This is a genomic window from Pseudoalteromonas luteoviolacea DSM 6061, assembly GCF_001625655.1.
Lineage (GTDB): Bacteria > Pseudomonadota > Gammaproteobacteria > Enterobacterales > Alteromonadaceae > Pseudoalteromonas > Pseudoalteromonas luteoviolacea.
Genome location: NZ_AUYB01000082.1, coordinates 103,825 through 117,485, shown reverse-complemented (window position 1 = coordinate 117,485; position 13,661 = coordinate 103,825). Strand labels below are relative to the sequence as shown.

Annotated in this window: 13 protein-coding genes; 3 read left to right on the top strand and 10 right to left on the bottom strand. The window is 42.9% G+C overall.

Annotated features, from left to right (window positions below):
- Nucleotides 1-16: 16 nt before the first annotated feature.
- The 9 genes from N475_RS05045 to leuS all read right to left on the bottom strand — a co-directional run bounded on the left by N475_RS05045 (nucleotide 17) and on the right by leuS (nucleotide 9,477).
- Entirely contained in the window at nucleotides 17-775 is a 759-nt protein-coding gene (locus N475_RS05045) for a septal ring lytic transglycosylase RlpA family protein (protein ID WP_063355365.1), read from the bottom strand.
- On the bottom strand, nucleotides 775-1,881 hold the full coding sequence (rodA, locus tag N475_RS05040; protein WP_063355366.1) for a rod shape-determining protein RodA: 1,107 nt from the start codon (nucleotides 1,879-1,881) through the stop codon (nucleotides 775-777). The genes N475_RS05045 and rodA overlap by 1 nt, the downstream gene beginning before the upstream one ends.
- Nucleotides 1,878-3,749, bottom strand: a complete 1,872-nt coding sequence (gene mrdA, locus N475_RS05035; protein WP_063355367.1) for a penicillin-binding protein 2 — start codon at nucleotides 3,747-3,749, stop codon at nucleotides 1,878-1,880. The genes rodA and mrdA overlap by 4 nt, the downstream gene beginning before the upstream one ends.
- A gap of 7 nt (nucleotides 3,750-3,756) precedes the next feature.
- Nucleotides 3,757-4,227: a 23S rRNA (pseudouridine(1915)-N(3))-methyltransferase RlmH gene (gene rlmH / locus N475_RS05030; protein WP_063355368.1), complete on the bottom strand. Its 471-nt coding sequence runs from the start codon at nucleotides 4,225-4,227 to the stop codon at nucleotides 3,757-3,759.
- A gap of 1 nt (nucleotide 4,228) precedes the next feature.
- Nucleotides 4,229-4,546: a ribosome silencing factor gene (gene rsfS / locus N475_RS05025; protein WP_063355369.1), complete on the bottom strand. Its 318-nt coding sequence runs from the start codon at nucleotides 4,544-4,546 to the stop codon at nucleotides 4,229-4,231.
- Nucleotides 4,547-4,632: 86 nt separating this feature from the next.
- Nucleotides 4,633-5,262, bottom strand: a complete 630-nt coding sequence (nadD, locus tag N475_RS05020) for a nicotinate-nucleotide adenylyltransferase (protein WP_063364776.1) — start codon at nucleotides 5,260-5,262, stop codon at nucleotides 4,633-4,635.
- Nucleotides 5,262-6,326 carry a DNA polymerase III subunit delta gene (holA, locus tag N475_RS05015; protein WP_063364775.1) on the bottom strand — a complete coding sequence of 355 codons (1,065 nt, stop codon included), beginning with the start codon at nucleotides 6,324-6,326 and terminating at the stop codon, nucleotides 5,262-5,264. Before holA ends, nadD begins: the two co-directional genes overlap by 1 nt.
- On the bottom strand, nucleotides 6,326-6,826 hold the full coding sequence (locus N475_RS05010; RefSeq protein ID WP_063355453.1) for an LPS-assembly lipoprotein LptE: 501 nt from the start codon (nucleotides 6,824-6,826) through the stop codon (nucleotides 6,326-6,328). The genes holA and N475_RS05010 overlap by 1 nt, the downstream gene beginning before the upstream one ends.
- 62 nt (nucleotides 6,827-6,888) lie before the next feature.
- A complete protein-coding gene (gene leuS, locus N475_RS05005; protein ID WP_063364774.1) occupies nucleotides 6,889-9,477 on the bottom strand; it encodes a leucine--tRNA ligase in 2,589 nt (862 codons plus the stop codon).
- A gap of 367 nt (nucleotides 9,478-9,844) precedes the next feature.
- Here leuS and N475_RS05000 point away from each other — a divergent pair, with 367 nt between their 5' ends.
- From N475_RS05000 to N475_RS04990, 3 genes are read left to right on the top strand one after another with little or no spacing between them, the layout of a single operon-like run.
- A complete protein-coding gene (locus N475_RS05000) occupies nucleotides 9,845-10,303 on the top strand; it encodes a zinc ribbon-containing protein (protein ID WP_063355373.1) in 459 nt (152 codons plus the stop codon).
- Nucleotides 10,304-10,344: 41 nt separating this feature from the next.
- The gene (locus N475_RS04995; RefSeq protein ID WP_063355374.1) at nucleotides 10,345-12,756 is read left to right on the top strand and encodes a Lon protease family protein; all 2,412 of its coding nucleotides are present in this window, start codon (nucleotides 10,345-10,347) and stop codon (nucleotides 12,754-12,756) included.
- Between the two features lie 8 nt (nucleotides 12,757-12,764).
- The gene (locus N475_RS04990) at nucleotides 12,765-13,244 is read left to right on the top strand and encodes an FKBP-type peptidyl-prolyl cis-trans isomerase (RefSeq protein ID WP_063355375.1); all 480 of its coding nucleotides are present in this window, start codon (nucleotides 12,765-12,767) and stop codon (nucleotides 13,242-13,244) included.
- A 231-nt stretch (nucleotides 13,245-13,475) separates the two neighbouring features.
- On the opposite strand, the gene N475_RS25350 is transcribed toward N475_RS04990, so the two are convergent.
- Entirely contained in the window at nucleotides 13,476-13,646 is a 171-nt protein-coding gene (locus tag N475_RS25350; protein ID WP_155730815.1) for a hypothetical protein, read from the bottom strand.
- Nucleotides 13,647-13,661: the final 15 nt, after the last annotated feature.

Sequence of the window (13,661 nt, the reverse complement as noted above, 5' to 3'; positions counted from 1 at the left end):
TCGATTTAAGGTTATTCTAAAGTTCCTGCTCAGTGTAAAGCAAGAAAGCTTTATTAAATTCACCCTCTTGTAAGGTTTTTAGCACTTTTTGCGCCTTTTGGTCATCTAAAATCGGTCCAAGTCGCAATTTGTAGAGATTATCTTCATAGGCGATTGGCGTTCCAAGTTCAAATTGACTCGCTAACTTATTAGCAAGTGCCTGAACGTTACTTTCACTGCTCGCAGCGGCAACTTGCACATAGGTCAGACGAGGGGTTTTTCTGTCTATCGTAATTGCCTCTATCTTAACCTGCGCTGTACCTTGCAAGTGATACCCTAATTTGTAGGCCGCGGCATAGGACAAATCAATGATCCTGTCATCGTGAAACGGCCCTCTGTCATTGACTCTTACAATGACAGATTGGTTATTTTCTAGATTTGTTACTTTTACAAAGCTTGGCAGCGGTAAAGTCTTGTGTGCTGCGGTCATATCAAACATATTGAAAGTTTCACCATTGGAAGTGTAGTAACCATGAAACTTTCTGCCATACCAAGATGCGGTGCCTTCTTGGATAAACCCTTTTTCATCGGACATAGGTTTGTAATGTTTACCTAAGACGGTGTAGGGGCGACCTGCACTGACGCTTTTCGCTTCATTTGTCACTTTGGCATCGCGCATTTCCAGCTCTGTTGGTGCGCGTAATGGAGCTTTGTCTTGATGAGTATGGTAGCGACTGCTGCATCCGCTCAACACAATAAGCACGACAAGTATTGAAATTAATTGGATAGATTTCATTATTTTAATAACATTCTTTTATCTGTAGCAATGGCCATTATGATACCGAAGCCAGCCATGAGTGTAACCATGGAAGTTCCACCATAACTGACAAGTGGTAGAGGGACTCCCACCACAGGTAACAATCCTGACACCATGCCTATGTTAACGAAAATATAGACGAAAAAAGTCAGTGTGAGTGCGCCAGCAAGCAGCTTACTGAACGCCTCTTGGGCATTTACTGCAATATAAAGTCCTCGGCCAATAATGAATAAATAGACACTTAATAGCATGACGACACCGAGTAGGCCAAATTCCTCACTCAATACCGAGAAAATAAAATCAGTATGACGTTCTGGTAAAAATTCTAACTGTGACTGAGTGCCTTGAAGCCAGCCTTTGCCTTCAATACCGCCTGAGCCAATGGCTATTTTGGACTGAATAATATGATAACCCGCACCGAGCGGGTCGCTCTCCGGGTCTAGCAAGGTCAAAACACGCTGTTTTTGATATTCATGCATTACGAAATGCCACATTGCAAAGGCCCCAGGTATTGCGAGCAATATACCTGAGCCAATTAATTTCCAGCTTAAACCAGATAAGAACAAGACAAAAACCCCTGAGCTCGCAATCAGTAGGGAAGTACCAAGGTCAGGTTGTTTTTGAATTAAAATAGTGGGAACCAGCACGATGGCGAAACCGATAATTAGATGTAGAATTTTTGGTGGCAACTGTTGTCGACCGATATACCACGCGACCATCATCGGCACCCCAAGTTTCATAATTTCGGAAGGTTGAAAGCGTGTAACGCCGATATCTAACCAGCGTTTGGCACCATTGATGGTGATACCAAAGAAAAATACCCCGATCAACATAACAAGGCCGATAAAATAGAGAGGTATCACCAAGCGTTTTAAGGTATTAGGGGATACTTGTGCCATGACTACCAGCGCAATAACCGCACCAAGCATGCGTGTACCATGACGCGTCATCATATCCATGTTTTGGCCGCTAGCGCTATACACAACGGCTAAACTGCCTATCATCATAACCAACAGTGCAGTCAGTAGCGGTAGGTCTATGTGTATTCTTTGCCAAAATGAACGCTGCTTTCTCAATTGGTTCATTTACCCTCCGTGTCACTTGGGTAAGTTTCAAAATAGTAATCCATGAGTTTACGGGCAATGGGGGCTGCAATAGCTGATCCACCACCTTGGTTTTCAACAATGACCGTAACCACAATACGCGGGTCATTAAATGGTGCAAAACCAACATAGATACCATTATCTCGATGTTTTTCTTTTAAATTTTCGGCGTCGTATTTTTCTCCTTGCGCAATACTGACAATTTGCGCAGTGCCCGTTTTGCCTGCTGGATCATAAGTTGCGCCTTTAAATGCTTTGTTTGCGGTACCTGTGGTCTTTTTTACCGTATTGTGCATGGCATCTAGCGCAATTTGCCAGTTGTGCGGGTCTTTTAACACAACAGGAGGCTTTTCTTCGGTATACATTTGTTCCACATCGCTGTTTTGTTTGGCAACTTGTACAAGATGTGGTGGTCTGTGAACGCCTTTATTGACGAGTATTGAAACTGCATTCGTGATTTGCATTGGCGTTGCAGTCCAATATCCTTGGCCTATACCTACAGATATCGTATCTCCAGGCCACCAAGACTCATTAAAACGCTGTCGTTTCCATTCTGTGGTGGGCATGATTGCAGGGGTTTCTTCGTGAATATCTATGCCTGACAAATCCCCAAACCCGAATTGGCTCATAAAATTACTGATCTTGGTGATACCCAAGCGATATGCAGTTTCGTAAAAAAAGGTATCACATGATTCTTCTATGGCTTTGTAGACATCAACATGCCCATGCCCCCAGCGTAGCCAATCACGCCAGCGGTGATCGACATTAGGGATCTGGAAAAAGCCCGGATCCCAAATTTTTGTCTGCTCGGTGACAATGTCTTCTTCTAAAGCTAAGATTGCGAGGTGTGGCTTAACCGTTGAAGCCGGTGCGTATCGGCCTTGCGTGGCACGATTTATTAATGGCCTATCAGGATTTAATAGGGCGCGGTAATCTTTACTGCTAATACCATGGACAAATAAGTTCGGGTCGTAACTTGGGTTGGAGTAGAGGGCGAGTATACCGCCGTCTTTTGGGTCCATTGCAACGATGGCGCCACGTACGCCTTGCAATACCTCTTGGGCAATCTTTTGAAGTCCAATATCTAATGTAAGTACGAGATCTTGTCCAGGCTTGGGTTGCTCGACACTCAATGAGCGGATAATTCGCCCTCGGTTGTTTACTTCAACACGCTGCGAGCCAACTTGACCATGCAGCCGTTGCTCATAAAACTTTTCTATACCTAACTTGCCATAGTCATGTGTTGCACGGTAGTTTTTGTCGCGCCCTTGTGACTCTAGCTCTGTGAGTTCTTTTTTATTTAAACGAGAAACATAGCCCAGTGCATGGGTTAGTGCATCACCATACGGGTAGTGACGAGCAAGTCTTGCTTCAACACTGAAACCGGGAAAGCGGTGTTGGTTAACTGCAAAAATTGCGACTTCTTCCTCATTTAAACGCGCTTTTAAAACCTGACTTTTGAATCGCCTAGATCGACGATTACTTTTGATGACAGCGGCTTTTTGTGCGTCAGTCACGTCAATGATGTTACCAATAAGATCGAGCGATGCTTCAATATCATCAACTTGTTCAGGAATGACTTCTAGGTTATAAACGGGTCTATTTTCCGCAAGCAAAACGCCATTTCTATCGTAAATTAACCCACGATTCGGAGCTATTGGAATGACCTTAATGCGGTTGTCATTGGAGCGAGTTTGATAAGTATCGTGTTTTTCGACCTGTAAGCTATAAATGTTGTTTAATAATATCCCGATGAGGATCACAACAAAAACAAAGCCAACAAAAGCTCGACGCGCAAAAAGGTTTGCCTCAGCGCTATGATCGCGGATCGTTGGCCTCGTTTTAAGCATATTTTTATTATTCTCTGTGATATGGATGGTTGTTATTTAAGCTCCAGCCCCTGTAAAGGCTTTCAGCTACAACAATTCTAACCAAAGGGTGCGGCAAAGTTAGGTTGGACAAAGACCACTTTTGCTCAGCCGCTGCAATACATTCTGGTGCAAGGCCCTCAGGTCCGCCTATCAGTAAACTGACGTCGCGCCCATCTAATTGCCATTTTTCCATGTTACTTGCCAGTTGATGTGTATCCCATGGCTTACCTGTGACTTCTAACGTAACTATACGATTTCCTTTGGGGATTGCCGCTAAGGTTTTTTCGCCTTCTTGTTGCAAAATACGTTTGATATCTGCATTTTTGCCGCGCTTTCCTGCTGTTATCTCAATCAGCTCTAAGGGCATATCCTTTGGGAAGCGGCGTTGATATTCTTTAAAGCCTGTTTCTACCCATGCAGGCATTTTGGTGCCAACAGCAATCAACTGGATTTTCACATTAGCCCCAAAGTTTTTCTAGATCGTAAAAATCACGTGTTTGGTCTTGCATAACATGGACAACAACATCACCCAAATCGACCAATACCCACTCACCAGCGTCTTGTCCTTCGTGGCCAAGTGGCGTTTCACCTGCGTGACGAGCCTCTTTTGCAACATGCTCTGCAATTGATTGAACGTGGCGCTTTGAATTACCAGAACAAATTACTAAATAGTCTGTTATTGAAGAGGTTTCACGTACATCTAATTTAACGATATCGCGGGCTTTCATATCATCGACTTTATCAATGGCGAAGTCTAAAAGTTGTTTTGAATTCAAATCAGAATCTCTTTGCTACATTTACTTATAAATAAGGGCGTAATTCTAACACGCTTTTCTCTATATTTCCCAAGGCGATTTAGCGACTACTTTGCGTACAATTTGTTTTTATTTATGTAGTTTAGGACACTGATGTTCAGCCAAGGTTCAACATTTTGACCAGCTTTTACTGCCTGTCTAATTTCGCTGGATGCCGCTGAGAATGGCTCTCCTTTTAGGAAGTAGCACTTTCCATACATGTGCGCCTTAAGTTCGGAGCTACAATGGACTTTAGCGCCCTTCAAAAAGGTTGCCAATGCAGGCGTTGCTTTGTAAGCATCTCCTGGACGGCGATATACTACGATATGGCAAAGTTGAGTGATTTCTTGCCATTTGTACCATTTATCTAAGCTGTTAAATGAATCCATCCCCATCAAGAATACGATGGGTTGAGACGGAAATTCTTCTCGTAATTCTTGTAACGTGAGCACCGAATAAGAGGGTTCTGTGCGCCTTATTTCTCTGTCATCTAAAGCAAACTTTGGATGACATTCGATGGCAATACGCAGCATTTCGAGGCGGTGAGCGGTACTGATATTAGGGCCTTGCTTGTGAACCGGTGTTGCATTGGGTAAAAATCGCAAGGTGTCGAGAGATAACTCTTCTACACAACGATTAGCCATATTTAAATGGCCTTGGTGAACAGGGTCAAAAGTGCCGCCAAATATTGCGATCATTACCTAGTTACTCCGTTCAGGTGATCCTCAAAAGCGCCTTCGTATGGCATAGGAAAAGGAACCGACTGACAAAAATTTAGGGCGATATGAGCAAGGCTTTGATAAGGGGCAACCAGCATATTGCGTTTGTACGCAGAGTCATACTGAGCAAGCAGGGTAACTATCTTCTCTAATTGAGCAATCGTAATGCGGTCCAATGCTTGTTGTGTAACTTGCTGCTGGTTTTTCCATATATTATGTTTCTTGAACAAGGAACCAATGGGTTGGCCAGAAACGAGATCACGCTTAATGTTGAGCAAAGTATTTGCTTGATTGTGTAGTGTCCAAGCTACGCTTGTCGGCTCCACATTGTCGGTCGCAAGTTTGTTGAGTATTTTAATAATGTACCCAGGATTCCCTTTTAACAGGCCGTCGTTCAAATCGAAAATATCAAACTTGGCTTGGTTAAGTAATCCGCTCATTAATTGTTGCTGGTCAATCAGGCTGTCTTTATAGAGTAATGACAACTTTTCAAGCTCTTGAGATGCAGCGAGTAAATTCCCCTCTGTGGCAGCCAAAAGACTGCGTTTCGCATCGTGCTTTAAATTTACTTTGAGTCGTTTACACTCTTCATCAAGCCACTTCTCTAAGTGGTATCCGGTTAGCGGGTAACAGGGGACAAACAATCCATTTTTTTCTAACCCTTTAAACCAGGCTGTACGTTGTATGTCTTGACTCGCTTTATTGCCTTTGACAACGAGAATGACGTCAGGATTGATGTGATTGGCAATCTCTTTGAGAATTGCCACGCCTTGAGTAGGCGGCTTTTGCTGGTTTAAATCCAGCTCGATTAGAGTCTTGGCGCTGAAAAGTGACATGCTGTTGTATTGAGCAATGAGCTCTTGCCAGTCAAAACCAGGAAGTATCGCGAACTTGATCACCTCTTCAAAACCTTGCTTTTTTGCAGCTTGTCGCACGCTTAAAGCGCAGTTTCCTTCTTGAAAAGGCTCTTCACCTAAAATGAGATAGAATGGTTGCAGGCCTTGTTTGAGTTGGCCTGCCAATTGATTTGCATAACAGCGCATTAGAGTTGTGACAATTCTCGAATGATTCGTTTGGTAGCAAGCTTGCGCATTTCAGTCAAAATAATCTCGAGTTCTTTTGACTTTGCAAGCGAGTTGTTTGGGTCGTCTTGGTAGTTACGATATAGCTCAAAGCTTTGCTCATATGGCTCTTGGTTAGGCCTAGTTAGTCGATATGACACAACATATGCCAACTCGTATTGAGCAACCTGTCCATTTGAAAATAAGCTTAGAGTTTGTCGGCTAAGTGAATCTTTGTATAAATGCAGTTCCGGCGCAGCACCAGAGTGGGCAAGACCGTCAGCCTCATTGACTTTAACCTGTGAGCGCTGTAACTCGTATTTTAATTGTTCAAACAACGCGGACTTTTGATCATCACCTGTTAATTGGAGCGCTCTTAGATCCTCAGGCAGATATGAAGCCTGCTTGAGGTGGAAACCGCACCCGGTGATAAAGAAACAGACTAGCAACATTGCTAGTCCATTACGCAGATTACCCAGCATACGAATAGCAGACAAGCCGCGAAGGCTTGCTGCTAATATTCCTCGCGGAGTAGAGGCGACCATTAGTTGGCAACCACGTTAAGTAGTTTACCTGGTACGTAAATAACTTTACGGATTGTTTTACCATCCGTGAATTTAGTTACGTTTTCTTCGCCAAATGCCAGAGCTTCTACTTGCTCTTTTGTCGCGTCAGCGGCAACGGTTAATTTCGCACGCAATTTGCCATTAACCTGCACAACAATGAGCTTTTCATCTTCAACAAGGGCGTTTTTGTCAACGACTGGCCAAGATGCATCAAGCACATCACCTTCATGACCAAGCTGAGTCCACAATTCATGACACATGTGCGGCGTGATTGGCGCAAGCATAATGACGATAGCATTGAGTGCTTCATTAGCCAGTGCAATATCTTGAGCATTCTCAAGCGGTGCTTTTGACAGTTTATTTGAAAGCTCCATAACCGCAGCAATTGCTGTGTTAAACGTTTGACGACGCTCAACGTCATCAGTCACTTTCGCGATTGCTTTATGCACTTCGCGACGAAGCGCTTTTTGGTTGCTATTCAACGCTGCTAGGTCTAGTTCTGCTGTACCAGCGTTTTTCACATCTACTGCATATTTCCAGATACGACGCAAGAATCTTTGCGCGCCTTCTACACCTGAATCAGACCATTCAAGTGTTTGCTCTGGTGGTGCCGTAAACATCATAAACAAGCGAACGGTATCAGCACCATACTGCTTAATTACAGTTTGAGGGTCGATACCATTATTCTTCGACTTGGACATCTTACTCATACCAGCAGAGAATACTGGTTCGCCATCGTCTTTGTGCCAAGCTTTGGTAATTCGGCCTTTGTCGTCTTTTTCTGTTTCTACATCTAGCGGTGAAATCCAAATATCGCCGCCTTTTTCATCTTTACGATAATAAGTATCAGCTAACACCATACCTTGACACAGTAATCGCTCAAATGGCTCGTCAGAGTTAACTAATCCAAAGTCACGCAATAGTTTGTGGAAGAAACGTGCGTATAGTAAGTGCAAGATCGCGTGCTCGATACCACCGATGTATTGGTTAACTGGTAGCCAGTAATTTGCGGCACCCGGTTCAAGCATCCCTTCGTCATAACGTGGGCTGCAGTAGCGAGCGTAATACCAAGATGATTCCATAAAGGTGTCAAAGGTATCAGTCTCATGGAATACAGTTTCACCATTCACTGTTGCTTTTGCCCACTCAGGATCTGCTTTGATTGGTGAAGTAACACCATCCATTACAACATCTTCAGGTAAACGAACTGGAAGCATTTCTTCTGTGGCCGCAAGCTCAGAACCATCTTCTTTATTCAGCATTGGAATAGGGGAGCCCCAATAACGCTGACGACTTACACCCCAATCGCGAAGGCGGAAGTTAACTGTGCGTTTACCAGCGCCGATGCCCTCTAGTTTATCTGCAATCGCATCGAAAGCTGCTTTGAATTCCAGGCCGTCAAACTCGCCAGAATTGATTAGAATACCTTTTTCGGTAAATGCAGCGTTTTCTAGATCGGCAACTTCTTCTGTGCCCTCAACAGGCGCGATTACCTGTTTAATCTCAAGGCCATAAGCTGAAGCAAACTCGTAGTCGCGTTGATCGTGTCCAGGGACTGCCATTACCGCGCCTGAACCATAATCCATAAGTACAAAGTTAGCGATCCAGATTGGAACTTCTTGACCTGTTAATGGATGGATAGCAGTAAAGCCCGTTGCAACTCCTTTCTTGTCCATAGTAGCAAGATCAGCTTCAGCAACTTTTGTGTTTTTACACTCTTCAACGAATTCAGCTGCCGCTGGGTTGTTTTGTGCGGCTTCTAGCGCAATTGGGTGACCCGCGGCTACAGCGACATAGGTAACACCCATAAAGGTATCTGGGCGAGTTGTATAAACCGTAAAGCTTTCGCCATTGTCGGCACGTTTGAAGTCAATCTCTAAACCTTCTGAGCGGCCAATCCAGTTGCGCTGCATGGTTTTAACCTGTTCAGGCCAGTAATCTAACTTATCAAGATCATCAAGTAGCTCTTGCGCATAGTCAGTAATTTTAATGAACCACTGTGGAATTTCTTTTTGTTCTACCAATGCACCTGAACGCCAGCCTCGGCCATCAATAACCTGTTCGTTTGCCAGTACGGTTTGGTCAACTGGATCCCAGTTTACAGTAGACATTTTCTTATAAACTAAGCCCTTTTCATAAAGCTTAGTGAAAAACCATTGCTCCCATTTGTAGTATTCTGGGTGGCAGGTTGCAATTTCACGATCCCAATCATAACCAAAGCCGAGCTGCTTGAGTTGGTTACGCATGTAATCGATATTTTCGTAAGTCCACTTTGCTGGTGCAGTATTGTTTTTAATAGCTGCATTTTCAGCAGGTAGACCAAATGCATCCCAGCCCATAGGCTGCATCACATTTTTACCCTGCAAACGTTGGAAGCGTGATACTACGTCACCGATTGTATAGTTACGAACGTGACCCATATGGAGTCGACCACTTGGGTATGGGAACATAGATAAGCAGTAGTATTTTTCTTTGCTTTCGTCTTCGACTACTTTAAATGTTTTGTTTTCTTCCCAATAGGACTGAACCTTGGGTTCGATTTCTTGTGGGTTGTATTGCTCTTGCATTGACGTTTCCAGACTTCTTGCAAACTAATAATAAAAATTGGCCAATAGCATACCCGAAAACTTGCTTTGATCACAGTTTATGATGGTCATTTTACGCGTAATTGAGAGATTTTTAACAGAAACTCAGTTTTACTGATGATACATGTGACTGGCATTGCCACACTGTAGGTATTATGGCTCTTTTGAGTGACTGAACTATACTTTGTATAGTGTGAAGTTCTCGATAAATGTATCAAACGTAAACTATTGATGAACCTGTCTTTGGTGGTGAGTAGATTTACGCAGATGTTTGGCATTGAGAGAGCGCCAAATTCAACCCCATCAAGTTGTATAAGTAAAATACTTATACGGCTGATAAGGAGGCGCAATGGCTGATTACAAACAATGGCTTAGCGATTTTTCTAAATGGATGAAAGATATTAAAGAACACGAGTTAAAAAAGCTGGTGGAGAATTTTATTCAAGAGGAAGGGAAATGGCGAGAATTTGGTCAAAATAAGCTCAACGATTACAGACATTACTTCAAACGAGACCTTGAGCATATCACCGAGCACCAAGACCATTATGAAGGGGTTGCGTGGGAAGAGTTCAAAGCAACGGTTTTATATGAGTTGGCTTACCTTGAGGACCGTACTCAGCTTGAGTGGCAGGCGTTAATGTCTGATTTTGAACACGATGGAGTTTATAAACAAGGCGAATGGATAGCTTTGGGTCAATTAGTATGTAAGAATTGCGGCAATAAAGTTGATATATATCACGCCTTTGAAATCTCCGCTTGTAGTGAATGTGGACACGATAGCTTTATTCGTAAGGCGCTGACCCCCTAATAACTCGATTCAATCGGGTATTAACAATAAAGAATTCAGGAATGACTAAGACAATAAAGCCGCTTCTCTCGGAGCAACTTGCACCGAGTGTTTCTTTGCAACACATTCGCTCATGTATGCAAAACCCGTATCCAGAGTCTTTACCTTTTATAGGCCAGCAACGTGCTCAGAGTGCGCTTGATTTTGCGCTTGGTATGGATTTGCCAGGGTACAATGTATTTGTGATGGGTGAGGCAGCCACGGGCCGCTTCACTATGGTCAAGGAAAAGCTCGAGGCCCACAGTAAATCAAAGCCAACACCAAAAGAATGGCTTTACGTCAACAATTACGAAGATCACCGCGAACCAATTACTATGTTTATGCAGCCAGGTGAAAGTCGCAAATTGGCAGATGATATAGATGCGTTCTTAGACGAGGTTGTTGATACATTCCCTGCCGCATTTGATAACCCGGGTTACCAGCGTAAGAAAAAGTCGATAGATAGGGATTTTGACAATAAATATAACGCGGCTTTGACCGCTGTTGAACAATTGGCAATGGAAAAAAGCGTTGTCATGATGGAAGAAAATGGGGTGGTCAGTTTTGCACCCGTCGTTGATGGCAAGCAATTAGATGACACCGAATTTGCCGCGCTTGAAGAGAAGGCACAAGCCCATTTTTATGATGCAATTGACGCATTAGAGGATGGGCTGATCGAAGCTTTAATTGAATTACCTCGTTGGAAGAGAGAGTCATCAGAGAAGTTTCGTAAACTCAAAAAAACCACGATAGAGCTTGCTACAAAACCATTGCTTAAAGCGTTAGAACACAAATATGCAAGTCATATTGGTGTTATTCGATACTTAAAAGACCTGAGAGTCGAAATCGTCGAAGCCGTATTAGATTGGCTCGATGATGAGTCGAGCGCGTCAGATGAACAAAAAGATGATTTCGATGCCAAAGGCATGCTAACAGACTTTTTTGCACCAAACATATTAATTGAGTACAAAGAGGGCGCACCAGCACCAGTTGTGTACGAGCCGAATCCAACTTTTGGTAATATTTTTGGTAAAATTGAGTATGAGAGTGCACAAGGATCTCTAATCACTAGCTATCGTTCTATTCAAGCCGGTGCGTTGCACAGAGCGAATGGTGGCTATTTAATTATGGATGCCGACAAAGTAATTTCGTCGCCACAGGTGTGGGATGGACTGAAACTGTCATTAAAAACTCACCAAATAAAGAATGATTTACCCTATCAAGACAGCTCCGTTGGGAGTAGTTTTACGCTCAAACCGCAACTGATCCCAATGGATGTAAAAATCATCTTACTTGGGTCTAGAGATTTGTATTACACCATCAGTGAGTATGATGAGGAATTTGGCGAACTATTCAGGGTGCTGTCTGACTTTGATTATTATCTGCCATCAAGTGACAGACTCCAATACCAGTTCGTGTCAAAGGTCCAAGACTATTGTGAGCAAACGCTCTCATGTAATTTAACTGCTGAAGCATTAGCCCGCCTATTGAAGTTTAGCTATCGTCAGGCTGAGCATCAGAATAAATTATCAGCACGATTTGCAGATGTTTTAGAGTTGGTTGCTGAAGCAAGTTATTATGCAAAACAAGATCAGGTTGATGAGATTGATGCGCACCATATCAACGAAGCATTGCTCGGCAAACAATACCGTACAGGGCAATTGAGCGAAAACATGCTCAGCGATATTGAGGAAGGTCATACTCTCATCGCAACAGAAGGAGAGGCGGTAGGCAAGGTAAATGGTTTAACGGTTTTACACATTGGTGATACTTCATTTGGTAATCCAGCCAGAATTACAGCTACCGTTTATGCAGGCTCTGATGGCGTGATTGACGTTGAACGTGAAGCGGAGCTCGGTAAATCGATCCATTCAAAAGGCGTAATGTTGTTAACCGGATACTTGGGCAATAAATATGCTCAAAATTTCAGTTTAACTCTAAGTGCTAACATTGCGATAGAACAAAGCTATGGGTACATCGATGGAGACAGTGCTTCACTTGCCGAGTTGTGCGGACTTATTTCAGCAATTACGCAGATCCCAATTGATCAATCATTGGCGTTGACAGGCTCCATCAATCAACATGGGGAAGTACAAGCCGTTGGTGGGGTAAATGAAAAAGTAGAAGGGTATTTCAAACTTTGTAAGATGCGAGGTTTAACTGCGAAACAGGGGGTCATTATTCCTCATTCAAATTTAATAAACCTTGTACTTGAAGATGAAGTAATAGAAGCAATTAGAAGTAATAAATTTCAAATTTTCGCGGTGAAAAGTGTTGATGAAGCGCTTGAACTCCTCATGAAGGTACCAGTAGGTGAGGCGGAAAATGGTACTTACCCTCAAGGAACGATAAACCAAAGAGCACTGGTTAGGTTGGAGCAAATCGCCCAGGTTGTGAGCGGTGAAGATAAAGAGTCAGTTGAAGAGAGTGAATAGGAAGTAGCATGTCTATAACAAGTATTATTGTAACGGTTTTAGCATTAGGGTTGGCGTGGTTTATCTATAATGGCAATCAAAAACAGAAGCAAGTTGCGCAAATTAACCGCATTGATGCTCAAGAATTTTTATCCAAAAATGGGTCAAAAGAAGGTGTGGTTACAACGCAAAGTGGGCTGCAATATGAAATCATTCACAAAGGGGATGGGACAACTTTTCCTACGCTAAATGACTCCGTAACCGTACATTACCATGGCACTTTATTAAGTGGTGTTGTATTTGACAGCTCTGTTGAAAGAGGTGAGGCACTCACTTTTAGCCCTAAGCAAGTCATTGCAGGTTGGACTGAAGCGCTGCAGCTTATGGTTGAAGGCGATAAGTTCAGATTATTTATTCACCCTGATCTTGCATACGGTGACCGTGCTGCAGGAAAGATAGGTGCCGGATCTTTGCTAGTTTTTGAAGTAGAGTTGTTGTCTATCCAGTAAAAGCGAGTCGAGTCTTGATTAAGACAACTGTCATTTTTGTAAACTAAGGCTTGATTTTTTACATTTTTTGTTATTTAAATAGGAACAGGTATCGTCAATGGCAAGGAGGTGGTACTTGGGGTATCTGTTTTTAATTTTATGTAGTTTTTTAGGGGGCATATATTGTCGAAGAGCAAGTAATAACAAATTAATGGTAATTAAACGCTATTTGTCTTCTTCATACCCGAGCTTTTATTGTGAACTATCGGTAGATCGGTTTGATATTGGAAAATCCGCAGCGTTTGCTTGCAACTTGTCAAAACCCTCTTTCTCAAACAAGCTTAATAGCCTAGAAGATGCAAGGTTAAAAGAGTTACTGTTGGATAAATACTTTGCTGATGCAGGTAGTATTTTCTTCTCCATCGGGGCGTTCTTTTT

Excerpts from the sequence above, each read along its gene's own strand:
- mrdA (WP_063355367.1), bottom strand. The coding sequence starts at position 3,749 with ATGCTTAAAACGAGGCCAACGATCCGCGATCATAGCGCTGAGGCAAAC.
- leuS (WP_063364774.1), bottom strand. The coding sequence starts at position 9,477 with ATGCAAGAGCAATACAACCCACAAGAAATCGAACCCAAGGTTCAGTCC.
- holA (WP_063364775.1), bottom strand. The coding sequence starts at position 6,326 with ATGCGCTGTTATGCAAATCAATTGGCAGGCCAACTCAAACAAGGCCTG.
- N475_RS05045 (WP_063355365.1), bottom strand. The coding sequence starts at position 775 with ATGAAATCTATCCAATTAATTTCAATACTTGTCGTGCTTATTGTGTTG.
- rodA (WP_063355366.1), bottom strand. The coding sequence starts at position 1,881 with ATGAACCAATTGAGAAAGCAGCGTTCATTTTGGCAAAGAATACACATA.
- N475_RS25350 (WP_155730815.1), bottom strand. The coding sequence starts at position 13,646 with ATGGAGAAGAAAATACTACCTGCATCAGCAAAGTATTTATCCAACAGT.
- N475_RS04995 (WP_063355374.1), top strand. The coding sequence starts at position 10,345 with ATGACTAAGACAATAAAGCCGCTTCTCTCGGAGCAACTTGCACCGAGT.
- N475_RS04990 (WP_063355375.1), top strand. The coding sequence starts at position 12,765 with ATGTCTATAACAAGTATTATTGTAACGGTTTTAGCATTAGGGTTGGCG.
- N475_RS05010 (WP_063355453.1), bottom strand. The coding sequence starts at position 6,826 with ATGCTGGGTAATCTGCGTAATGGACTAGCAATGTTGCTAGTCTGTTTC.
- N475_RS05000 (WP_063355373.1), top strand. The coding sequence starts at position 9,845 with ATGGCTGATTACAAACAATGGCTTAGCGATTTTTCTAAATGGATGAAA.
- nadD (WP_063364776.1), bottom strand. The coding sequence starts at position 5,262 with ATGATCGCAATATTTGGCGGCACTTTTGACCCTGTTCACCAAGGCCAT.